This window comes from Altererythrobacter chaiwopuensis (assembly GCF_054957755.1).
This window is the reverse complement of record NZ_JBTXJG010000003.1, coordinates 47,488-70,966: the sequence shown is the minus strand read 5'-3', so window position 1 is coordinate 70,966 and position 23,479 is coordinate 47,488. Positions and strand designations below refer to the sequence as shown.

Genomic DNA, 23,479 nt, shown 5'->3' with positions numbered 1-23,479 from the left:
CTCCATTGTGGATGGTCCTTTCCGTGGGGTGCTTCGACAACAGCCCACAATACGACTCACCTATGTCGGGTACAGGGGCCATCCACATCATCAGTCTAATACTAACTCGTCTCCTCTAGGCTGAACTTGGCCTGCTTCCCGCTCAAAAAAATCCCCTGAGGGAAACCCTCAGGGGAAAGTCTTGCCGACTGCGCCTTGGAAGAGAAAAATTCAGCAATCGGCCGAGTGCTCATGACAGAGCCTCATTGCGGTTATCGCGGGGTCGACTTGAAAGGTTTCTTGTTCTGACAGTGATCCCACCTGAACTGAACCACGTTTGCCTATTCGCCAGTCTCTAGAATACAAAGCAACTCCTTGGCCTCGACAGTCTCACCAACATTTACAAATACTTGCGCAATTCTGGCGTCGATTGGCGCCGAGATGGTACTTTCCATTTTCATTGCCTCGATTGAAAGGATTACATCTCCCTTTTTCACCTTCTGCCCGTCAGAAACTGCGATCATCGACACCACCCCGGGCATAGGCGAACCAACATGCGCTGGATTATCTCCATCTGCGAGCCGCACGGCCTCTCGCCCCGCGATTGCACTCTTCTCGCGCATTCTGATCGTGCGCGGTTGGCCATTGAGTTCAAAGAAAAGCTTTCGCTCGCCCTTGTCGTTGAGTTCGCCAATGGCGAGGAGCACGATGTTTAGTGTTTTGCCAGCCTCTAGCTCCACTGCGATAGATTCCCCCGGCAGCATACCGTAGAAGAAGGTTCTTGTTGGCAGTTGGGCAACAGGACCGAATTTCTTGCGTGCCTTTGCATAGCCGGCAAAGATTTGCGGGTACATCGTATAGCTGGCCAGCTCAAACTCACTTACTTCCCGACCGCACATCTCCTCAATTTCTTTTCGCTTAGATTGTAGATTGGTGGGAGGCAGGCGCTCAGCAGGACGGCAAGTGTATGGAAGCTCATCACCAAGCGCCAAATCTTGGATAGCCTTCGGAAATCCGAGGTATGGCTGTCCAAGGTCACCACGGAGCATACCTTTAACAGAATCAGGCCAAGCGATCACTTGCTTTCCGCTCTCGATATCTTCGGTAGACACATTCTGGGACACCATAGTGAGAGCGAGATCCCCCACCACTTTAGATGAAGGTGTCACCTTGACGATGTCGCCGAGGAGCATGTTGGCATCGTGATAGGCTTGCGCGACCTCGGGCCAGCGCTTTTCAAGACCCATTGTCCGGGCTTGTTCTTTAAGATTGGTGAACTGCCCACCAGGCATTTCGTGCAGGTATATCTCTGACGCACCGCTTTGCAGATCGCTTTCAAAGGCCGCATACTGCGCGCGAACCGTCTCCCAATAGGCGCTGAAACGGATCACCTCGTGCTCGTCGATTCCAGTGTCGCGCGGTCCATGTCGCAGGGCATGCACAACCGAACCCAGGCAGGGCTGCGAAGTCTGTCCGGAAAAACTGTCCATTGCAGCATCAATCGCGTCGACCCCTGCCTCTGCGGCCGCGATCAGCGTGGCCGCCGCCGCGCCAGAAGTGTCGTGGGTGTGCAGGTGCAAGGGCTTGTCGGTAACGTCGCGAAGTGCAGAAATCAGTCGTCGAGCGGCTTCCGGTGTCAATAGCCCGGCCATATCCTTGATTGCGATCAGGTGGCATCCAGCTGCATCGAGCGCCTCGGCAACTTCGCAATAGTAGCCAAGACTAAATTTCTGGCGCTGCGGGTCCAAGAAATTACCAGTATAGCAAATGGTCCCTTCGGCGATCTTGCCACACTCGGCGACGGTATCGATCGCAACTCGCATATTTTCGACCCAGTTGAAGCAGTCAAAGATGCGAAAGATATCGATGCCTTCCGCCGCTTGGCGGATGAAGTGCTGGACTACGTTGTCGGGATAATTGGTGTAACCCACCGCATTGGAGCCGCGGATCAACATCTGGGTCATAATGTTAGGCAGCTTCTCGCGTATCGAGAAGAGGCGCTCCCACGGATCTTCTTGGAGAAAGCGCATGGCAACATCGAAAGTGGCCCCGCCCCAGCATTCGAGCGAAAGTAGCTGCGGAAATGCTCGAGCGTAATCAGGCGCGATCCGTTCCATGTCAATCGAACGCATACGCGTGGCCAAAAGCGACTGATGAGCATCACGCATAGTCGTGTCCGTGACGAGCAGCTGCGGCTTTCTTCTTAGCCAGTCAGCAAAACCTTCCGGCCCGAGTTCAGTGAGTAATTGCCGGGTGCCGGGAGGGGGCTTGATATCGAGAGCTGGAGGAGCCGGGGCAATGTCGACGGTGGAAGGCACCGGTCGCCCTGCCACGTCGGGATGACCGTTGACCGTTACATCTGCTATATAGGTCAGTAGCCGAGTTGCCCGATCTCGCCGCCTCTTTGGCGCCAGTAGATCAGGATGGCTGTCGATAAACCTTGTATTGTAATCAGCTTCGGCAAAGGCGGAGTGGCTAATCAAGTTGTCAAGGAACGGCAGATTTGTGGCTACGCCGCGAATACGGTATTCACGCAGCGCCCGCAGCATGCGCGCCTGAGCTTCCTGCGCAGACGGTGCCCAAGCAATGATCTTCTCCAGTAGCGGGTCGTAGTATCGGGTGACGACCGCCCCGGAATAGGCGGTACCACCATCGATCCGTATCCCATTGCCGAAGGCGCCACGATAGGTGCTAATTCTTCCATAATCGGGAATGAAATTGCATTGCGGATCTTCGGTCGTGACCCGGCATTGGATAGCATGTCCCCGAAGCTCGATATCCGCCTGTCTTGGAATGCCAGTTTGGTCGAGAGAGCCGATGGCTCCATCGGCCGCGATACAGATTTGCGCCTTTACGATGTCGAGCCCGGTCACCTCTTCGGTAATCGTGTGCTCGACTTGTATCCGCGGGTTGACTTCGATGAAGTAGAATTCGCCGCTTTGCCGGTCGAGCAGGAATTCCACTGTTCCAGCACTGTAATAGCGGGCATGCCGCCCGATTTTGAGTGCCGCCTCGCAAATATCGGCACGCTGAGCATCGTCAAGATAGGGGGCCGGAGCTCGCTCGATAACCTTCTGGTTCCGGCGTTGGATCGTGCAATCACGCTCAAACAAGTGGACCAGATTACCTTGCCTATCTCCTAGAAGCTGCACCTCTACATGACGCGCGTCGGAAATCAGTCTTTCGAGATATACCTCGTCCCGGCCAAAGGCAGCCTTCGCCTCGCGCCGCCCTTCCTCGACTGCGCTGCTCAACTGCGAGGGGTCATGAATGGGACGCATTCCGCGCCCGCCCCCGCCCCAGCTTGCCTTGAGCATTAGCGGGTAGCCCATCTCGGCGGCGATAGAGCGCACATCTTCTAGGCACTCAGGAAGTGGCTGACTGGCTGGAATGACTGGAACCCCAGCCGCAATGGCAATCTGTCGGGCCGAAACCTTATCCCCCAAACTACGCATGCTGTTTGGGTGAGGTCCGATGAAAATTATCTCGTTCTCGGCACAAGCGTCTGCAAAGTCGGGATTCTCGGATAACAAACCATAGCCTGGATGGATGGCATCAACGCCGGATTTCAGCGCGATGCGAATAATGTCGTCAATAGCGAGGTAGGCTTCGATCGGTCCCTTCTTCGGATCGAGGCGATAGGCTTCATCTGCCTTGAACCGGTGTAGCGACAACTTGTCTTGCTCGGCATAAATCGCGACCGTGCCAATTCCCAATTCGGTAGCGGCCCGAAAAACCCGGATCGCGATTTCTGAACGGTTGGCGACGAGTATCTTGCCAAACACCCTAACAAGCCCTCCTACTTAGAATGTTCGATTGGAATTGGGAGCAGCCTTGGCAATTACGAGGCGAGAGGCCGCAACGGGTTAGGCAATGAAGCAAAGGGCGTCTGATTCCTAACTGGGCAGCTCGATGCATAATCGATGGGTCTCAGGAAGGTTGCTCTCCCCTTGAGAGCCCAAGTTTTCCAAGGCGCCAGCGCAGACAATCTATTCGATCCTGGCCGAAGAATGGCTCGCCGCGCACGACCATGGTTGGTACACCCCAATGGCCCGCCTTTTCGAGCGCTGAATGGTTGCGCTCAATTTCCTCGAGATGATCTCCTTCGCCGATAATTTGTTGCATCGTCGCGAGATCAAGCCCGGCCGCAGCGGCCGCCTTAGAAAGATGCTCACCTTCGTGCCAATTTCGTGTCCCACCGAAAATCTCTCGAGACACGCTTGCTGCAAAATCGAGACCTTTACCGCACCGCTGCGCTTCAACACCGAGCTTCGAGAGATGGTAGATGTAGGGTTGCGCTTCTGCGATACTCAATGTCTCCAGATCCTGTACGATTGGATCCGGGCTCGGCCAGCAATGGGGGCGACCAAGAAACTCTGCTCGCCGCTCCCAATCAAGCTGAATGTACCGAAAGGGCTTAGTGTTGCTCGGATTGAAAAGCGTTCCTTTTTGCCGAATTGCAAGTGGAAGGACGATGCGTAATTTGATCTCAACGTCGAATTCTTGGCGAAGTCTTAACAAGTCAAAGGTTACAAGATACGAGTAAGGGCTTCTGAAAGACCAAAATACGTCAATTAATTGAGACATTTTGACTTTTCCTCATTTTTCTTCAATAATTTTTATTGAGACGTAATCGTATTTACGACTAAATTTTACTCTACGAAATTCCAGTCATAGTCTCTCTCGCAAGACGAATTTTTGAATTTTCCCCGTCGATGTTTTAGGAAGGACCCCAAAAATGACTTTGGTCGGACATTTGAAATGAGCCAATAAGTCTCGGCAGTGGTCTATGATGGCTTTTTCACTAGCCGACCTACCCGACGCTAGCTCAACGAATGCAACTGGCGTTTCCCCCCATTTCGAATGGGGGCCAGCGACTACTGCGACAAGCGAAACCGCCTCGTGCTTGTAGATGGCATTTTCCACTTCGATCGACGAGATGTTCTCCCCGCCAGAGATGATGATGTCTTTTGACCGATCGCGAAGCTCGATATGTCCGTCAGGGTGCTGAACACCAATGTCGCCGGAACGGAAATATCCTCCGTGCATCGCTGATCTGGTCGCATTGGGATCTTTCAGGTAACCTTTCATGACCGCGTTACCGCGAAACATAATCTCCCCAAGCGCCTCGCCGTCCGCAGGCGTCCGCGCGAGCGTTTCGGGATCGCGCACACTTAGCTCTTCCTGGATGGCGTAGTTGACGCCCTGACGCGCTCGCTTTTCAGCACGCTCCTCTTGAGACAACTGATCCCATTCAGATCTCCAAGCGCAGATTGCCGTCGGACCGTATACTTCGGTAAGGCCATAGACGTGGGTAACATCGATGTTTCGCGCCTCAGCCCGCTTTATTATTGAGGCAGGCGGCGCAGCTCCGGCGGTCATGAAGGCAAGTGGAGTTTCGAACTGCAGATTTTCAGCTTCCAGTGCCTCCACAAGAAAATTTAGGATGATCGGGGCACCGCACATGTGAGTTACATCTTGGCGGGCAATAGCTGCTGTAATCTGGCTTGCATCAGGGCTACGAAGGCAAATATTAACCCCCGCCTTTGCGGCTATAGTCCAAGGGAAGCACCAGCCGTTGCAATGAAAAAGCGGTAGAACCCAAAGATACCTGAAGTGAGTTGGCAAACACCACTCGAGGGCGTTACCTATGGCGTTTAGATACGCGCCGCGGTGATGGTAAACTACGCCTTTGGGGTTGCCGGTTGTGCCCGATGTATAGTTCAACGCAATTGCATTCCATTCGTCTATCGGAAGCCAGGAGTGGAGATCCTTTCTCGATTCAGCGCCCGCAATCATGGCCTCGTAGCTAGTCTCCCCACTTTCCAGCCTTACCGCGAAATCATCGTCTTCGATTAAGACGACTTTCGGTGAATGCTTGGCAGCCTTGAGCGCCGCTCTTCCAAGGTCTGCAAGAGCAGCGTCGATGAAAAAGACTTCTGCCTCTCCATGGTCAATTATATAGGCTATGCTAGCGGGATCGAGGCGCGTATTGATCATATTGAGCACACCGCCAGAAAGCGGCACCGCATAACTTAGTTCAACGGCACTTGGGATATTCTGGGCCAACACCGCGACGGTTGAATTGGCCCCCACCTGCACAGATTGCAGGGCACCTGCCAGTGCGACGCATCGCGCGTAAGTATGCTCCCAAGTCTGGCTTTTATCCTTGTAAACGATGCAGGGAGCATCCGGATATGCGTGAACTGCCCGCCTCACCAGCGACACCGGTGACAACGCAACATAGTTTGCCGCTCCCTTTTCAAGACCGGCTTCATAGCTACCATTGCTCATCACAGTCTCCGTTCCATTCGCTAGAAGGCGAGCGTATATCTGTTTCGAAACAAGACTCGGATGCGATCGTTTTGATTGGGCAATATCTTAGCGCCAATCGGAACTGCGCCGCCGCACGATTTTGAACACGACTTTAGCCATTGGCCCTCAAGCGATCGATTGCTCAGGCAAGCCTAAAACCGGACGCGCGCCCTGAGTGAAATGGTACGGGGCGCTTCCGGTAAAGCTTGCCTCGCAGTGTCGATAAGCGGCGTATCATTCATATAGCTTATCGTTCTCTTGTCGGTCAGATTTTTGCCGATCAACGAGATATCCCAGCCCCCTGACGTTGGGCCAAAGGTCACAATTGCATTTATCTTTGCATGCGCCTTTTGCAGAGCAAACGGATCCAAGTCGTCCTGCACGTACTTGTCGCTTTGATACAGCGCCGTCAAACCCAAGTTGAGGTCAAAATCGTCGCCGATCGGCTGCTCATAATTCAGGCCAAGATGCCCCGACAATTTGGGTGCGTGAGCTGAGGTTCTGCCCTTTAAGTTATTGTTTTCGCCAGGCACACCGGCGACCGGTGTCGACCCGGAGCATTGCCCCAATGTCTGCAATGCTCCTGTGAGTAGGCTACCGGAAGCAACGCCAACGGCATTGCGGAAAGCAATCAGCTGGTCTGCGGTACAGCCAGCATTGGGAAACTCATCAAACTCAAAGTCGATAAAGCCCAGCCCGCCGCTAACGGTGAGCCTATCACTTGCTTGCCATCGAGTATCGATCTCTAGGCCTTTCGACGTTGCTTGCGCAGCATTCTGCACGATGAAGGAAGTCGATCCAGTAAATACTGAAGTCTGAAGATCGGTGTATTCCGTATAGAAAGCTCCGATATTGATCTCCAAAGAGTTATTAAACAGTCTTGTTTTTGCACCCACCTCAAACGATAAGACGTCTTCAGGTTCATATTCCGCGTTGGCGGGATCAGCTTTCAGTGCAAAAGAATTGAAGCCACCGGATTTATTGCCTGTGGTCGCTGATGCATAAAGCATGGCATCATCGCCAACGTCCCATTGAGCATTCACGGACCAGGTCCAACTGGACTCCTTTCGGCTCAATTGGTTCTCGTGGTTTTGAAGCTCCAGCAGCGCACCAACGATGAGCGGTCCGCTATCACCGTCCTCGGGAATCAACGTTCCAAACTCCGTCGCACGCGCGCCCTGTACGGCCTCCTTTTCCTCGCGAGAATATCGCAAGCCTCCGGTAATTCTGAACGTATCAGTGAAGTTCACCGTTGCCTGTCCGAAGACCGCCCACATCTCAGAGTTTTGATCCAAAAAATTGTATCGCGTGACAGGAGGTTCGCCAGAGACGGCCGCACCGAGAAAGCAGGTCCGAAATTGCTGCGCGTTGGTAGGGACTCCAATGCTTGCACAGGCAGCATCCAAGAGAACGTCATAGGCTGGAACATTCAGGTCCAGGCGCCCCTGAGCGAACAGGCTGCTCTTTTGATAGTAACCGCCAAATAGATATTCGATCGTCGAACCCTGCGCAGACGCATATCGAAGCTCAACGCTGGTTTGATCAAAATCTTCACTGTCATCGAACCTTATGCCCGGCAGGGGTGAAAAGTCTGCATCCAGGAAGCGGTCAAACTCGTACTCCGAGTAGCCGAAGATTCCGGTCAAAGTAGCGCCATTCTCAAATTCATGATCTATGGTGAGCGCAGCTTCGAGGTTCTTCCCGTCGAATTTCTGAGCCGAACCAAAGTCCAAGACAGCGTCAATTGCTGGTATTCCAGAAGTGTTGCCCATCCGGGACTTTCCATCGAACACATCATTATTCAGACCAAGGGCGGCAAGCGGGCCAGCGTTGATCGTGTCCATGGCGTACTCATCTGAGTCCCAGTCTCCTCGCTCAACCCGCAGTCTGACGAGAGTTGAATCCGATGCATCCCAATCGAGGCTACCGCGTACGGCCCATTCCTCCAGATCCGGTGCTCCATTTCCATAGAACTCGTTCTCGACGTAACCTTCCGCGATATCCCGATAGACGAAGCCAATCCGTCCCCTCAAAGTATCCGAAACAGGTCCAGAAACGTGCCCAAGTGCCTCAATCTCTTCCGTGTCGAAATTGTACAGGACCGAGCCGAGTGCACTGAAGTCATAGGTTGGCTTCGCAGTCGCAATATTCAGTGCGCCGCCAACGGTGTTCTTCCCGAAAAGAGTGCCTTGCGGACCGCGCAATACTTCAACCCGTTCTATGTCGAGAAACGAGAACCTACTTTGCACGCCTCGACCGCGATAGATTCCATCAACATAGGTCCCGATTGACTGCTCAAAACCAGCGTTGTTTCCTGACTGAATGCCTCGAATGTTGATCTTGTCTCCGATCGGGTCTGTCGCGACATTGAAGCTCGGAACCATGCCGGAAAACTCTTGCATGCTTGGCAGGGCGGCGTTGTTTATGGCTTCGCCAGACATTGCAACGACGGATACTGGAACATCCTGAAGGCTCTCGCTGCGCTTCTGTGCAGTCACGACAATTTCGTCGAGAGTTGGTTGTGATTGCGCATTTGCGGCCAACGGCACGCTTGCCAATGCAGTGCCACAACACCAAATGGCAGCTCTCCTTTTAAACATCGTGCTCATAATTCTAAGCTCCTCCCTCGCCACGTACATTTCTTTGGCTCTTTTCGGCCGGTTTAAATTTGAAGTTTAGCTTTTGGACATCGCGTGAGCTTCTCGAGCTCTCGCCGCAACGAAGCTTGGTCGAGCCTCTATGTCGGTGCGATGTCGGTTAATTGATGGACAATTCGAAAGATCCACACCCCCAATTTCGGCGGAGGTGTAGCACCAGTGCAAATAGACATCGAAGATCGACCATTCTTCGCCGTAGTAGAAAGATTGTTTGCTGAGTTTCGTTTCCAGGTCGCTGATCAAGGGCTCGATCATTTCCATCCCGCGCGCCCTGACGGGCTCCTCTTCACCATCGGTCAAGCGACTGGGCATTCGGATCGATCGCACAATCGGGTGCCAGGTTGATGCGGCCCACATCAAATCAGAATATTGTTTGGCTGAAACGAATTCACTTGATGACGGCGGCAACAGAGCCGCCTGTGGGTTTGTCCGATGTAGCCATATCAATATCGCCGCATTCTCGGCCAAAAGTGATCCGTCAACGAGAAGGGCCGGGACCTTCCCGCGTGGGTTAAGGTCTCTGTAGCTTCCATATTGCTCATTCTCATAAAGGTTGACGAGCACGTCCTTGTAGACGAGCCCAATCTCCTCAAGTGCCACAAGCGTGACAGTCGAGCAGGCTGTCGGAAAATGAAATATGGTTAGATCGTAATTGGTCGCTGCGTTTGACATCCGCTAGCCTCCCACTGCTTGACCGGCGACTATGTAGTTTTCCTGAAGGCCCAGGTTCAGAGCTCCATCGTCAGTGGCAATTGAAGCGGAAATCCGGTCGCCAGCCTTCAAATAGCGCTCTGGATGCTGAAGCTCAGACTTGATAAACTCACCCAGATCGCCAGTCGGCTGCCGCATAGCCACCCCACCAGGAGTACCCGTCAGGATGACGTCGCCAGCCCGAAAATTCTGGATCGCAGACAACTCGGTCAAAGTGGCCGCGGGCCTGAAGATCATCTGCTTACAAAGTGCTTGTTGGCGCACCTCTCCGTTGACGGCCAAGGTCAAGCGCAGATCATCGAATTTCCTTAGATCGTCAGCATCAACCAAGGTAAGAAATGGCCCGGTTGGAGCGAAAGTCCGATAGCTCTTCGCCTTGTACCATTGCATCATTGGCCCGAACTGCTTCTCTCGAGCGCTAATGTCGTTGACGATAACAAGAGCTCCAACATAGTCCGCGACGGTTTCCTCCGTCACAAGAATGGGCTCTTCGATGTTTCGCTTTAGAACGATCCCAAGCTCAATTTCATAATCGAGCAAGGTGACGTCATGAGGCTTGATAATATCAACGTTAGGACCGGCGATACTCGAGGATGCCTTCCTGAATATTACGTTCGCACCAACGCCCTTGCTGGGCAGGCCGACTTCTTCGAGATGAGTGCTATAATTTACACCCTGACAAACCAGGGCCTGATCTGACGTAATCGGGCTCAACAGTGTAACATCGTCGAAACCGATCAGGTCATGTCCGTTTTCCGCAGCCTCGCTAATCTTCTCCACTCCATGATAGAGCAGTTCGCCGGTCGAATTACAGTCAAAGTCGATTCGGCGAAGCCCATCAGCAAGTTTTACGGCCCAGATCACGTCGCCGCCGTATTCAGCACGGCAAATATTAAGTGGCATTCAACTTCCTTCTATTCATTTTACAATTTAGGAATACAATTTTTTTATTTATCGCAACGCGAGCAGAATGGCATGGATATGCATCCATCTTTTGCTCAGATTAATTTTGTGCGCACTCACTATTTAAATAGCGTAGCGCGATTGAGCCACAGACGAATGCACCCCATTTTATGGAATGTCAATTCCTCTTTTTTGATTGCCGTCGGTTTTCCGGTGAGGTACAAGGCAATTGGAGGTAACAAGATGGTAGATGGTGATGAAGTTCAGCGCATATTGAGTGCATTGCAAACATTTCATTCTAAAGATTTTTTTTCAAAATCGGTAGATGTTATCCGTAGTGAAATGGCGCAAATCAGCCAGGGTCTCGACATGAAGGAGAAACCGGTCGTTGAGAATATATTTGAACTGATAGTTCCACTAAAAGGGGGTAAATCGGTGAATGTCCGAATGTACCGGCCAGAGGTGCCCGAGCCGGTGCTACCGCTGATGGTATATTTTCATTCGGGTGGTTACGTCTTCGGCGACGTGGATATGCTAGATAGTTTTACGCGACTAATCGCTCGAGACGCCAAATGTTGCGTTGCTTCGGTAGAATACGGACGCGCTCCCGAATTCAAGTTTCCGACTCCAATCAATCAAGGCTTAGAGGTTGTGTGCTGGATGCATGAGAATGCAGATAGGCTCGGTATCGACCCTGCTCGTATCGCTGTGGGTGGGGATAGTTCGGGCGGAACAATTTCGATCGCCATTGCCCATATCTTGGCAAAACGTGGTGGCCCTTCGCTTCTGAAGGTATTCACTTGGTATCCAGGAGTCGGGGATCTCGGAGATACAGAGTCGGCCAAAGCTTTTGGAAGCGGCTTCGTTCTTAGCCAGGAGCTTCAGGCTTGGACCTGGAGGCAATACCTCAATGATGAGAGCGAACTAGCCAATCCATTGGTCCAGCCGCTGTTGGCTACAGACTATGGCGGCTTTCCGCCGCTTTATGTCATGTCCGGTGGTCTCGACGCGCGCCGCGACTGCAATGAGCAATTCGCAGCGAAGGCGGCTGCTCACGGAGTAGAAGCGACCTATGATTGCGCGGAAGGGGCATTGCATGGTTTCTTATTCATGCTCGGCGCTCACAAGGAAAATGGTCTTCCGGCCGCCAAGCGATCAGTGGAGCATATTCGACAGACGTTCTGGCCCAAATAAAGGATCAAATGAACATCAATGGTTCGAATGTCCTGCAGCCAATGAGTAGGCACGATCGCTAATCCGTCAGTCTCAATTCAGCTTGAGCTGGCTAGATACCTGTGGCTCTTGACTTCCCTGAAAATAGACCGGGCTCCCGGCGACTTGGCATAGAAGCTGCTCGACGATATCTCTCAGAACACCTTCTTCGGGCCTCGCTTTGGCACTTACTCTCAGTCCGTGGAGGCCGTTGATAAACGACCTTGCAAGTGCCATCGCATCACGATCGCTCGATATTTCACCCCTGTCTTGAGCAATTAGAATGCGAGAATAGAGATTGGCCTCAAATCGTGCGATGTGGTCTCGGGTTTGCTGCATAAAGGGACTCAATTGATCGTCTGTGGTCGTAATCGCCGCGATCACCAAGCATCCTTGGCGGCCAGTGCCGGTCACAGCGTTCTCGATGATCGGCTCCAAGATTCTCCGCAGCAGAGATAGGATTGGTTCATCCCGAGGCGCGTCTATAATTTTTTGCCCCACACTCTCTGCCACATAGTGAGTGACCGCTTCATCAAATAGACCCTGTTTATTCGTAAACTCCGCATAGAGGCTCGAACGATTGATGCCCGTTGCATCCACTAGATCTTGAATGCCCGTGCCCTCAAAACCTTTTCTGCAGAAGACATCTATAGCAGCACCAAGCACCTCATCTCGTTCAAATTGCTTGTGCCGTCCCACAAAAGTTTCCTTCACTACCTTGTCTGTTACGCCTCTAAGACGTCATCGATTTGGAATATAAAATCTGGATACAAATAGGGCGATTTGGCAAAAAATCAACCCGGATTCGCATTCCAATCGATCAAAACGGCAAGAACTTCGGCCTGGCCAAACTTGGAGTCTATCATTCTCTTCTCTCGGTGAGAGTGGTTTCGGACGCTTTGTGGACTGGGGTGAGCACGCAAAATCTTCTTTATGGACGAGGGAACCTATCTCGCCCCGGCGGGGTACCTTGCTGGCTCGTGCGTGGCTGTGGCGCCAAACCAAGTATGGCGGGTTATCTCAATTCATCCGCCCATGATATTCTTTTTGGAAACATGTCGCCTGTCCAGTTCTTCGCGTATCCTCTTACAAGTTTTCCGGTCTAACGTGAAACGGCAAAAAAGGACAGCGCCAAGGAAGAATAGCGCTGCTGGGAAAGCGCTCATGAGCAAGCGGATCGCGTATACTGTCTCAGGCGACTGCTGTTCATTGGGAATATATCCGACGCCCTGTAAAATTACACCAGCTACCATAACGACCAAGCCTACGCCCATTTTGAGGGAGAAACCCCATAAGGCGCTATATGCGCCTTCTTTGCGCTCACCGGTTTTGTGCTCGTCGTCGTCGATTATATCCGCCAGAATTGATTGCCCGATAGCTGAACCAGCGGCGTTGGCGCCGGCACCAGCCAAAAACAGCATGGCGAAGAACAGCGCGCGTTGACCAGCATCAATAAAAAGGAGCGCACTGAAGGCGACTCCGGTAAGAGTCATGGCAATGGTCCATGCGCGGCGCTTTTCAATTCGCTTCGATAGCCAAACCCACAAAGGTATGGTTGTTAAGCCACCAAGAGCGTAGCTGGCAAAAGAGTATCCAGCTACCTTCTCATTGAGCACATATTCCGCGTAGTAGGGTGTGATAGCGCCCATCACACCAATGCCCATATAGTCGATGAGCACGACCACCAGCACCAGTCGCGCGTGCGGATTTTTCAACACGTCCGTAAAAGCAGCGATAGGATTTTTCGCCCCCCGGCCCTGGTTCTCAGTCCGTTCGCGGTGCGTCAGGGGTGTGATCAGCATAATCGCGCAGCATACAACGCCAGAAACGGTGACGAGTGTCGCAACAAAGGCCTTCGGATCGGCGGAAGTATCACTGAGCTGCAAGGCAGCAAAGGCAGCAAAGGTACCAAGGATATGCAGGGCACGAATAGAACCAAAAAGCTTGCTACGCTCATCGTAATCGGTCGTTATCTCGGCAGCGAACGACATATAGGGTATGTAGTAAACGGTGAAGCATGAGTAGAATATAAACATGCAAACCGCGAGCCAGGCGATCTGACCAAATTCGGTCAAATTCGCAGGCGGCAACCAAAGAACTGCGAAACTGACGGCGACCAGTGGGGCTCCGATGAAAAGCCATGGTCGACGACGCCCCCACCTGCTCTTTGTACTGTCACTTAAATATCCAACCAATGGATCGCTAAGTGCATCCCAAATGCGGCCCGGTCCAAGCAGGAAAGCGATTATTACAGGCGCAATCAGCAGGACATCCGTTGCGTATTTCAGAAAGTAAAACTGCACGAAGCTAATACAAAATGCGTAGCCAGCGGGCGCCGCAGCAAATGAGAGAAGAGCTGAGAGCGGCAGCTTCTGCGCCGCACAGTTCTTCGTGCTCACCATTTCAATGTCCGGCGTCTTCACGCCTTGACTCCGCCTTGAAGACATATCCCCCTCCAAAAAGGCAGAGCGCAGCCGCGCTGGACCATCCATGGCAGCATCATCTGCACTCAACGTCGGGAATATCTATTCCATTTTTTGAGCTAGGTCCACTAACTTCTCCTTCAGATCATACCTTTCCAGCCGCCTCTACGAAGAGCGACCCTTACCCCCTTTAACCATCTCATATTACGTCTTTTAATCTTAGCAATTTGCAGAATGAGACTGCCCTGGAGAGTGAAGTCAGGCCCCGATATCTGAGGAATCTATTTTTCGCTTGACCATTTATGAAACTTTCGTTCCATTAAAGGCCGCAATCGAATCACGCAGTTGCACACGCATGGCCGCATTAACGAAATTACATTCTTGGGGAGGCGAATATGTTTTTATTTCCAATGAGGGCTTCGAATCGCACTGAAATATGTGCCGGTCGGATCAGCAAAAATGATCGATTCGATTGCGATAATTATAACGGGAACCAGCTTCGCCGCGCGGTCTGGCTGGCGTCGTCTGCTGCAATAGCATTGAGTATGATGGCCACCACGCCTGCTTTCGCACAAGATGCCGAGCAAACAGGCGAAAATAGAGAAGCGTCGCGCTCGCCGGGGGTCATCATTGTCACAGCGCAAAAGCGCGCAGAAAATGTGCAAGATGTGCCGATATCCATAACGGCATTCTCAGGCGAGTACTTAGAAACTAACGGCCTAGATGACGTTAGGGATATAGCGGCGTATTCGCCAAATTTGAATATCACCACGCAGAATACGATTGGCAACACGCTGATCAGTGTGAGGGGTGTCGGCTCACCCGGCAATAGTGGGATCGAGCCCAGCGCCGCAGTATTCGTCGATGGAGTTTACGTACCCCGCTCAGCATCGATCGTCAGCACGCTATTTGATATTCAAACCTTTGAACTTCTGCGCGGCCCACAAGGCACTCTGTTTGGACGCAATACGCCCATGGGAGCCATCAACATCACGACCCGTCCAGCTAGCCAGAATTTTGAAGCTTACCTTCAACTAGAGGCAGGCAATTTCGAGCAACGTTCGGCAAAGGGGTATATCAACGGCGCGCTGTCCAACACACTTTCAGCGCGCGCCTCCTTCGTTACCACTGACCGTAGCGGCTATTTCGAGAACGAACTTGAAGGCCGCAAAGTTAATGATCTCGAAGAATTTGGTGGACGATTAAAGCTGCTCTGGGAACCAAAAGCAAATTTGTCGATAAATCTCGCTGCGGATTACGTAAAGACAAATGGGTCCTTCGGAGAAGCGGAGTTCGTTAATCTCACTGACAATTTTGTCGCCACGCAAGAAGCGGCTTTTGGAGTGACCATCACCGACACAGATCTAGATTTCAAAACATCAAATTTGGTCAACACGGACGATGGGAGCGACGAGAATTACGGCTTCTCAGTCCAAGCCGACCTGGACGTTGGGGAACATACTCTCACATCAATCTCCGCCTATCGGAAGTGGGATAATATATATACCGGCGATGTCCTGCATCTTCCGGGCGAGGTTTTGGATCTCGTGCGCCCACAGGGGACAGAGCAATTCAGCCAAGAGCTGCGTGTCCTCTCTCCGACCGGGCGATTTTTCGAATATCTGGCCGGGCTTTTTTACTACAAAGAGGACTACTACATCAGCGATATCTTTTTTGCTGGACCTGACACCTGCCTCTTACCATTCTATGCGAACAACGCAGGACGCGCGGCCAGCTGCGCCGCCGAAGGCTTCGATAGTGAGCCAGATTCTGTCGGAGATTTCAAAACCGATCTGGAGAGCATTGCCGCCTTTGGCGAGGTGACCCTCAACTTTTCTGAAAAATTAAGTGTGACAGGCGGGCTCCGGTATACGCGCGACGATAAGCAAGGCACATTCCTCTCTGTCAACACTCCGGTTCTATTCTTCATCCGTGCAGACGAATTTGAAGGCAATCGTACGGACGAGGCCGTTACTTGGCGACTTAACGGGCGCTATTTCCTCAACCATGATGTGATGTTCTTCGCGACGGTCTCAACCGGATTTAAGTCCGGAGGGTTTAATGGCCGGCCCAATGCCTCTCGCCGTGAATTCGGTGAGGAAAGGACCACCAATTATGAACTGGGTGTAAAGAGCCAATTTTGGGACGGCCGTGCTCAGGTGAACGCCACTCTATACCGAACAAAATTGGAAGATTTCCAAGATACGGTATTTGACGGTGAGACGACGTCTTTCGAGGTTCTCAATGCCGGTGACTTACGAGTTCAGGGCCTGGAAGTCGATTTCCAGCTGCAGTTCACGGACCAATTTTCTGTCCAAGGAGGTCTGGCGTACCTTGACTCTGAATATACCGACTATTTTGGCGCTCCAGTGCCATCAGGCTTTGGTTTAGGCGATCTTCCCACTATAGTTTTGGGGTGCGAGAACGTGACCCGGGTGTGCACCGATACAGAGGCTGCAAACGGCGAAGGAGTTGTTGTCCAGGATCTTACTGGACAACGCCGCCAGTCCTCGCCCAAATGGCAAACTTCCATCAGCGCTGTGTGGGAAGATGAGCTTCCCGGCGCTTCCCAGATGGGTTGGTTTGCTCGCGGTGAATGGCAGTTCTTGGACGAGCACTTTCTTTCGGGCGAGAATGATCCTGTTTCTCTCGAACCAAAGCGCTCGTTGTTCAATGCGCGCGTTGGCATTGAGGGAGATGGCGGCGATTGGGAGGTGGCGCTTTGGGGTCGTAACCTTACCGACAAAGCCTATTGCGTCAGCCGATTTGACAGTCCGCTGGGCGGGCCGACCGGCGCGACAAGAATACATCGTTGCAATCTCGGCGCTCCCCGTACTTTTGGCGTAGCCGCAAGTTTTAGATACTAAGAATTGGGACGGCATCCATCACCCAAATGAGGATAGATGGATGCCGTCGATTATCTTAAAGGCAGCGGCCCAAGCATTCCATGGGGCGCCTGATGATGTCGCGATGAAACTTGGCACTAAAAACAGCGGAATCGTCGAAGCCTGAAAGCCCCAGGCCGGCGTCACTTTTTTTGCCAACTTTTGGGAGGAGCAACCATGTTGGAATTTGAAATTCACACGCTTGAGACAGCGCCTGACGCAGCAAGACCGGCGCTTGAAAGTGCAAAGAGAAAGTTCGGTTTTATTCCTAACATAATGGCCATGTTGGCAGAAGCTCCCGCCGCTTTGGCAGGCTATGAAGCTTTGGCCGCATCCATCCTGACGAAATCGAGTTTCACGATGCCGGAAGCCCAGATTATCGCGCTGTCAGCGAGCTACGAGAACGGATGTGACTACTGCAAAGCCGCTCATTCCCATCGCGCCCGACAAATCGGCATTCCTGACGATGTAATCGACGCGTTTAGATATGGTCGGTCATTCTCAGACCCTCGCCTTGAAGCACTTAGAGTGTTTGTAACTACGGTTGTGACTAAACGCGGCAGGCTCGATGACGGCGATTTGGACGCATTCTTGTCGGCAGGCTTTACGCGGGCGCAATCTCTGGACGTAGTACTCGGCGTCGCATGGAAGACGTTGAGCAACTACGCCAATCACATCATGAAGACGCCTTTGGATGAGGGCTTCAAAGACGCGGCTTTGGCCGCGCCTGAAGCCGACTAAGTAATTCACCACTATGGCTAGGTTGGAGGTACGATGATGGCTCTGGATGCCGATCAATTCTGACGCGATTGGAGCCAAGCTATGCAGCAGATTGGAATAATTGGATCAGGACAAATGGGTTCGGGCATTGCCCAGACGGTTGCCCAGAATGGCGTCAAGGTCCTGCTCAGCGATGTCGACATTGCCCTTGCGGAGAAAGCTAGGACGAAAATCGAAAAGGGCCTCGTCAAGCTGGTTGGGCGGGGCAAGATCGAAGCTGCTGACGCCGAAGCTGCCCTGGGGAGGATTACTCCTGTGGGGGACTACCATGCGATGGTCGATGCCGATCTGATTATCGAGGCGGCAACGGAACGCGAGGAGATCAAGAAGGCAATTTTCGAATCAGCCGGCAAGGTACTGGCAAGAGCGGCAATCATGGCGTCGAACACCAGCTCAATCCCGATCACCCGCATGGCCAATTACTCGCCCGACCCCGAACGGTTCATCGGCTTGCATTTCTTCAACCCAGTTCCAGTAATGGGCCTGATTGAGGTCATCCCCGGACTTGCCACATCTAAAGAGACAACCGAGCGGATTGTATCATTCGCTGAGAGCCTGGGAAAGGAAGTTGTCCTTTCGCAGGATGATCCGGGATTCGTGGTCAACCGCATTCTACTACCGATGATCAACGAAGCGATCTTCGTGCTCGGCCAGTCGACAGCAAATATTGACGATATCAACAAGGGTTGTCGGCTGGGCCTGAACCATCCGATGGGGCCGCTTGAGCTGGCCGATTTCATCGGTCTCGACACTTGCCTCGACATCATCAAGGTACTCTACAAGACCACTCGTGACAGCAAGTACCGCCCGGCACCGCTGCTAGTTAAGTATGTCGAGGCCGACTGGCTTGGCCGCAAGAGCGGTAAGGGATTTTACGATTATTCGGGTGAGACTCCCGTTCCCACGAGATAGAGAAGGAGTGCTGTGGCAATAGACCACATGGTTTAGCCAGCCATCAAACGGTTGGTACGAAAATCAGAGTTCACATAGATAGCATTATCATTCTGGGGAGCCGAACTGGGCCACAAGCAGACTGTCTGCTCGTAGCTGGTTAGCACTAGAAACCGGACATTCAGCTTGCGACTCAATTGCAGACATTTGGGTCGCAGCGTCTCTGACAGACTATTGTCAGATCTACCTTTTCAGTTAGTCTTCCTCGGACGGGTCGCGAGAGAGGTGCAAATGTACAAGGTCTCGCTGACTGAGAGCTATTTTCCTGCCCAAGCTGATACGCCGTTTCGCGAAATGACTATCGCAGGTCTGATACGTGAACAGGCACAGACGCGCCCCGATGAAAAGGCGTTACGCGAAGTGCTACCGGATGGCCAGATCGGCCGGGAGTGGACCTTTGCGGATATGGAACGCGATTGCGCAAAGCTGGGACGCGTTTTCGCTGCTCGTCATGCACCCGGTGCCAGAATCGCGATCTATGCTACGAATTGCCCCGAATGGGTGCTCACGCAGTTTGCTGCCGCGCTTGCGGGATTAACGATTGTCACTGTCAACCCAGCCTATGTTTCGCGAGAGCTGCGCTACGTGGTCGAACAGTCTGGCGCAGAAGCGATCTACCACGGGCCGGATGCGCGTGGCACGCCGCTCCGTCCGATCATTGATGAGGCCTGTAGCGATCTCAACTCTGTCACAACTGTTATTGAATTCACCGACCTAGACGCCCTTCACGCTTGCGATCTGCCCGGCAGTCTGCGTGAGACAACGCCCGGCCATATTCTTCAGATCCAATACACCTCGGGCACCACTGGATTTCCGAAAGGCGTACTGCTCAAGCAAGGCGCGGTGCTACAGAACGCTGCTGACATGTTCGCCCGTTGGGGGTTTGAACCCGGCGAACAGGAAATCGTAACGACGCCCCTGTTTCATGCGGCCGCATCTGCGCAGATCTTTGGAGGTCTTGCCATTGGCGGAACTATGGGGATCTTCCCATTCTTTGACCCGGTAATGGTCGTTGAAGTTCTCGAACGAGAGCAACCCGAATTTGGCGGCGGTGTCCCCACGATGCTGGTGATGATGATTGAGGAAATTCGGCGTTCAGGCCGCAAAATGACCGGGGCCAAAGCACTGATGAGTGGCGCGGCGTTGGTCTCTCCCGAATTGGCCCGGAATGCAGAAGAAGTGTTCGGCGTGCCAGTCCAGGTTGTTTACGGCCAAACAGAAGCATCACCCTTGATCACCATGGGCTGGCGCCATGATAATGAAATAGATCGCACCCAGACAATTGGCCAGCCATTGGCCCATATGGAAGTATCCATCCGCGATGTCGTCGACAATTCAATTTGCCCCTTGGGCACCCAAGGCGAGATTTGCGTCCGTGGTTATAATGTCATGGCGGGTTATAACGACAATCCCGAAGCCACTGATTCAACCATTGATGCTGAAGGCTGGCTGCATTCGGGTGATCTGGGGACCATGGACTCGCGCGGATATCTGAGGATTACCGGACGGGTGAAGGAAATGATTATTCGCGGCGGCGAGAACCTTTTCCCTGCCGAAATCGAAAACACCATGATGGAGCACCCGGCTGTCGTCGAAGTCGCGGTTGTTGGCGTGCCTGACGAGAAATGGGGAGAGCAAGTCGCTTGCTTCATGCGTAAGGCCGAGGGCATTGACGCCCCTGATGCGGCCGAGCTTAGGGCCCATGTGCGTAAGCAACTATCGCCGCAAAAGACGCCTGCTTATTGGATATGGGTGAACGAGTTTCCCCTAACCGGCTCGGGCAAGATCAAGAAGTTCGCTATGGCGGAAGCATTTGCAAACGGGGAGTTCAGCTAAGCTACTTCCTCTAATTACTGCCATGCTACGAGGTCGGGTTCACGCCCGATTAGTAGCGGCCCTTCATCAGCCCTTGAAACCATTCGGAGAGCGTGCTGGTGGCTTTTCCAAGCTACTGGCCCAAAGCGGCCTGTCCGCTCACGACCCGTAAGCGGAAGCTTTGACACGTCCGGATATATCCTTACCAATTACCGCTGAAGTTCACTTTGGGATATCTGAGCAATGGATCGTATTCGTGCGTGGATCGGCGCAATCGGCGCTGCCCTTTTAATTGCCTTCTCAGCTGGTCTGCACGCCCAGCAGGTCGAGAAATTCGATGATGGACCGTATGCGGGAATGGGTTACCCGTTTTCAGAATCCGTAAGAGTCGGCAACCTCCTATTCCTATCGGGCCAAGTTGGGGAAGATTCGGAAGGAAACCTGGTTGAGGGAGGCATCGGGTCAGAGGCTGAACAAGTGATGTCGAACATCAAGGGCGCTCTGGAAAGACGTGGGCTTGGAATGGAGAATGTGGTCAAGTGCACCGTTTTCCTAGCCGACATTGAGGAATGGGGAGCCTTCAACGAGATTTACACGAAGTATTTCGATCCGCCGTTTCCTGCCCGAAGCGCACTAGGAGCAAATGGCCTCGCAATTAATGCCCGCGTCGAATTAGAGTGCATTGCCGCTTACCCGGAATAATCAAGTCTCTGCTGCGCTCGAGAAAAAGAGCCAGTCCACTCACGAGCCAATCGCAGACCCGTTCGCAAATTCCCCCGTTCCGTTGAATTGTGGGATCGCGACAGCCTGTATCTAGTCAAGGATAAGAAATTCCTTGTTCGCTGTGTGCTGATTTCCCGGCATCTTCAAACGAACATTCTGCATCATGCCCATGTCGCCATGACTGGCGAGATGGCAATGCATCACGAAATCACCGATGTATCGCCGGTACCGAGTCCGCATGGTCACTACCCGTCCTTGCTTGACGATAAGAGTGTCGCGCCAGCCACCGATCATGCCACCATAATCGGGGTCATATGCCTCGCTACCTTCGATGGTAACATCCCGGCCCTCGCGGTCGCGGATGGCAACCACCTGAAACGGGTTAACGTGAATGTGGAACGGATGGCCTCCCAGGGTGGAGGTCAGTTCCCACTCTTCCGCATCCCCTACCGTCAACAATCGGTCGATGCGACCATGCTCATGCGGTTGACCGTCGATGCTGTAGGTTTCCGATCCGTCTTCGTGAACCTCGATAGTCATCGCAGCCTTTTGGTAACCAGTGATCTCCTCATCCGACACAGGCTCATGCCAAGAGAAGGAACCGATCTTAAGCCCATCAGAAAGATCTGCGACGATCCGTTCGCGCACCGCACTATCAGTGATCTTTTGCTCTGCAGTAGCCATCAAGGTCTCGGCTAGATGGCCGGCCACGTTCGCAACCGCTGCAGTACGGCCGCTCACCTCCAAAATGCCTAGCATGCGATACTCGTCGGGCTGCATCCGCCACCGCTGATCGTCCACCATGCAATAGTGACCGGGCTGCTCAAAATAGACCAGTGAATCCAAGCGTGAGCCTGGAAACATGCTTATCTGAGTCGTGCGCCTGAATGAAGTACGGGTCAGGCCGTCATCCGCAAAATGAAACTGCTCGATTGGCTCGCCCGTGCAATACTGGGCGATCCATGCACGATGGTCTTGGGCTGGCACATCGCGCAAAGGTGGTGCACCATCGGCGAGGCGGCGGATGCTCATCCTAACAGCGTGCCGCAGCCCTGCATGAATCATTCGCAATCGCTGGAATCGACCGGTTTCCAGCCCGCTCAAAGTCGGATGTACTTGTCCGTTGATCCCTGTGAAGCGCTTGGACCTGTTCTCCATAGACACGCCGAACTGGTTCCACCGGTCAACGGTGCCTACATCGCTCGCCTCGCAGGCCCACGCAGGCTGCTCCCATGGTCTGGCCTCCGGGTCAGGCGAGATGGGTGCCTTGAGCTTTCCTTCTTGATCGTGACACCCGTACTGAATTTGCGAGAACACCATGATCTTCTCGCCGAAGGATTGACCATCGCGCTGAGAGAACAGAATATCTATGTCGCCGGGCGAGGTCATTGTAGGAACACGGTCGCCGTCGATGATCAGCGCGCCCGCCATGCCAGATCCAAGCTGGATACTCGTCGCGCCATGCATGTGGGGATGGTACCAGAATGTCCCGGAAGGATGATCTGGTGGGATCACAAATTCATATTCGAACTGCTCACCCGGGCTGATTGAAATCATCACATTGTCGCTATTGCCGCTGGGCGAGACCCACAGCCCATGCGTGTGAATATTGGTGGAGTTGTAGCATTCGTGCTTCGTGATCTCTTCGGGAGAGCATGTCGCGAGCTTGTTCTGCACTCTGAGGCTCAGGATTTCCCCAGGCGAAACCCGCATGGTCGGAGCGACCAGTCCTTGTCCACCTTCTCCCTGAAACGCACGCAGCTCAACTGCATCCACTGCCTGGGTCCAAGGATTGTAGACCTCGCCGTGGATCCGCTCGACAGAAAGCTCGTACCGAGGCGAGGCTGACTGTGCGCTGACGCCCTCTGGCAGCACCAGCGACGCCGCCGTGACAGATGCGACAAGAGTCGCAAAAACAAACTTCACTATGATTGCCCCCCAGCAATTTCATGCTTCTCACTGAAGCTCTGAGCGACCCGGGTGGAGGCGTAACAACTTGGGCAGGGGTTGTCTTGAAATAAAAATGGCCAGGGCAAGGTTGACGAGCCGGCTGGGTCACAACAGCGTCAGCTTCCCACCCCAGTATCGGACCGTCAGAAAGCCTCATCGATTAGCTGAAAGCGGT

15 protein-coding genes are annotated in these 23,479 nt (G+C 53.1%); 6 read left to right on the top strand and 9 right to left on the bottom strand.

All coding sequences use genetic code 11. The annotated features are described in order from the left end of the window. Positions 1–320: 320 nt before the first annotated feature. The 6 genes from pyc to ACX2DJ_RS12930 form a co-directional block, all read right to left on the bottom strand. Positions 321–3,764, bottom strand: a complete 3,444-nt coding sequence (gene pyc, locus ACX2DJ_RS12955; protein WP_462573154.1) for a pyruvate carboxylase — start codon at positions 3,762–3,764, stop codon at positions 321–323. 145 nt (positions 3,765–3,909) lie between these two features. After that, a complete protein-coding gene (locus tag ACX2DJ_RS12950) occupies positions 3,910–4,566 on the bottom strand; it encodes a 2-hydroxychromene-2-carboxylate isomerase (protein WP_462573153.1) in 657 nt (218 codons plus the stop codon). 84 nt (positions 4,567–4,650) lie between these two features. Beyond that, positions 4,651–6,273 (bottom strand): AMP-binding protein, encoded by a 1,623-nt coding sequence (locus tag ACX2DJ_RS12945; RefSeq protein WP_462573152.1) that lies wholly within the window; start codon positions 6,271–6,273, stop codon positions 4,651–4,653. A gap of 173 nt (positions 6,274–6,446) precedes the next feature. Further along, the gene (locus ACX2DJ_RS12940) at positions 6,447–8,903 is read right to left on the bottom strand and encodes a TonB-dependent receptor (protein ID WP_462573151.1); all 2,457 of its coding nucleotides are present in this window, start codon (positions 8,901–8,903) and stop codon (positions 6,447–6,449) included. Positions 8,904–8,969: 66 nt separating this feature from the next. After that, positions 8,970–9,623 (bottom strand): glutathione S-transferase family protein, encoded by a 654-nt coding sequence (locus ACX2DJ_RS12935; RefSeq protein ID WP_462573150.1) that lies wholly within the window; start codon positions 9,621–9,623, stop codon positions 8,970–8,972. A gap of 3 nt (positions 9,624–9,626) precedes the next feature. Further along, on the bottom strand, positions 9,627–10,565 hold the full coding sequence (locus ACX2DJ_RS12930; RefSeq protein ID WP_462573149.1) for a fumarylacetoacetate hydrolase family protein: 939 nt from the start codon (positions 10,563–10,565) through the stop codon (positions 9,627–9,629). 72 nt (positions 10,566–10,637) lie between these two features. Here ACX2DJ_RS12930 and ACX2DJ_RS12925 point away from each other — a divergent pair, with 72 nt between their 5' ends. Further along, positions 10,638–11,759: an alpha/beta hydrolase gene (locus ACX2DJ_RS12925; protein ID WP_462573148.1), complete on the top strand. Its 1,122-nt coding sequence runs from the start codon at positions 10,638–10,640 to the stop codon at positions 11,757–11,759. A gap of 72 nt (positions 11,760–11,831) precedes the next feature. Here the strand turns inward: ACX2DJ_RS12925 and ACX2DJ_RS12920 are convergent, their stop codons facing one another. Next, positions 11,832–12,476 carry a TetR/AcrR family transcriptional regulator gene (locus tag ACX2DJ_RS12920; protein WP_462573147.1) on the bottom strand — a complete coding sequence of 215 codons (645 nt, stop codon included), beginning with the start codon at positions 12,474–12,476 and terminating at the stop codon, positions 11,832–11,834. A gap of 326 nt (positions 12,477–12,802) precedes the next feature. After that, positions 12,803–14,200 (bottom strand): MFS transporter, encoded by a 1,398-nt coding sequence (locus tag ACX2DJ_RS12915; protein ID WP_462573146.1) that lies wholly within the window; start codon positions 14,198–14,200, stop codon positions 12,803–12,805. Between the two features lie 395 nt (positions 14,201–14,595). On the opposite strand from ACX2DJ_RS12915, the gene ACX2DJ_RS12910 reads away from it, so the two are divergent. The 5 genes from ACX2DJ_RS12910 to ACX2DJ_RS12890 all read left to right on the top strand — a co-directional run bounded on the left by ACX2DJ_RS12910 (position 14,596) and on the right by ACX2DJ_RS12890 (position 21,333). Continuing rightward, complete coding sequence (locus tag ACX2DJ_RS12910) at positions 14,596–17,067, top strand: TonB-dependent receptor domain-containing protein (protein WP_462573145.1); 2,472 nt, start codon at positions 14,596–14,598, stop codon at positions 17,065–17,067. Positions 17,068–17,262: 195 nt separating this feature from the next. Then, positions 17,263–17,826 carry a carboxymuconolactone decarboxylase family protein gene (locus tag ACX2DJ_RS12905; RefSeq protein ID WP_462573144.1) on the top strand — a complete coding sequence of 188 codons (564 nt, stop codon included), beginning with the start codon at positions 17,263–17,265 and terminating at the stop codon, positions 17,824–17,826. An 81-nt stretch (positions 17,827–17,907) separates the two neighbouring features. Beyond that, positions 17,908–18,777 carry a 3-hydroxyacyl-CoA dehydrogenase NAD-binding domain-containing protein gene (locus tag ACX2DJ_RS12900; RefSeq protein WP_462573143.1) on the top strand — a complete coding sequence of 290 codons (870 nt, stop codon included), beginning with the start codon at positions 17,908–17,910 and terminating at the stop codon, positions 18,775–18,777. Positions 18,778–19,047: 270 nt separating this feature from the next. Next, positions 19,048–20,652: a class I adenylate-forming enzyme family protein gene (locus ACX2DJ_RS12895; protein WP_462573142.1), complete on the top strand. Its 1,605-nt coding sequence runs from the start codon at positions 19,048–19,050 to the stop codon at positions 20,650–20,652. Between the two features lie 222 nt (positions 20,653–20,874). Then, positions 20,875–21,333, top strand: coding sequence for a RidA family protein (locus ACX2DJ_RS12890; protein WP_462573141.1), 459 nt, complete (start codon positions 20,875–20,877; stop codon positions 21,331–21,333). A 111-nt stretch (positions 21,334–21,444) separates the two neighbouring features. Here ACX2DJ_RS12890 and ACX2DJ_RS12885 read toward each other — a convergent pair whose 3' ends face one another. Beyond that, positions 21,445–23,280: a multicopper oxidase family protein gene (locus ACX2DJ_RS12885; RefSeq protein ID WP_462573140.1), complete on the bottom strand. Its 1,836-nt coding sequence runs from the start codon at positions 23,278–23,280 to the stop codon at positions 21,445–21,447. Between the last annotated feature and the right edge of the window lie 199 nt (positions 23,281–23,479).

Bases quoted from the DNA above. Each gene is read 5' to 3' on its own strand.
- ACX2DJ_RS12950 (WP_462573153.1), bottom strand. From the start codon at position 4,566: ATGTCTCAATTAATTGACGTATTTTGGTCTTTCAGAAGCCCTTACTCG.
- ACX2DJ_RS12910 (WP_462573145.1), top strand. From the start codon at position 14,596: ATGTTTTTATTTCCAATGAGGGCTTCGAATCGCACTGAAATATGTGCC.
- ACX2DJ_RS12905 (WP_462573144.1), top strand. From the start codon at position 17,263: ATGTTGGAATTTGAAATTCACACGCTTGAGACAGCGCCTGACGCAGCA.
- ACX2DJ_RS12895 (WP_462573142.1), top strand. From the start codon at position 19,048: ATGTACAAGGTCTCGCTGACTGAGAGCTATTTTCCTGCCCAAGCTGAT.
- ACX2DJ_RS12890 (WP_462573141.1), top strand. From the start codon at position 20,875: ATGGATCGTATTCGTGCGTGGATCGGCGCAATCGGCGCTGCCCTTTTA.
- ACX2DJ_RS12900 (WP_462573143.1), top strand. From the start codon at position 17,908: ATGCAGCAGATTGGAATAATTGGATCAGGACAAATGGGTTCGGGCATT.
- ACX2DJ_RS12930 (WP_462573149.1), bottom strand. From the start codon at position 10,565: ATGCCACTTAATATTTGCCGTGCTGAATACGGCGGCGACGTGATCTGG.
- ACX2DJ_RS12940 (WP_462573151.1), bottom strand. From the start codon at position 8,903: ATGAGCACGATGTTTAAAAGGAGAGCTGCCATTTGGTGTTGTGGCACT.
- ACX2DJ_RS12935 (WP_462573150.1), bottom strand. From the start codon at position 9,623: ATGTCAAACGCAGCGACCAATTACGATCTAACCATATTTCATTTTCCG.
- ACX2DJ_RS12925 (WP_462573148.1), top strand. From the start codon at position 10,638: ATGGATATGCATCCATCTTTTGCTCAGATTAATTTTGTGCGCACTCAC.
- ACX2DJ_RS12945 (WP_462573152.1), bottom strand. From the start codon at position 6,273: ATGAGCAATGGTAGCTATGAAGCCGGTCTTGAAAAGGGAGCGGCAAAC.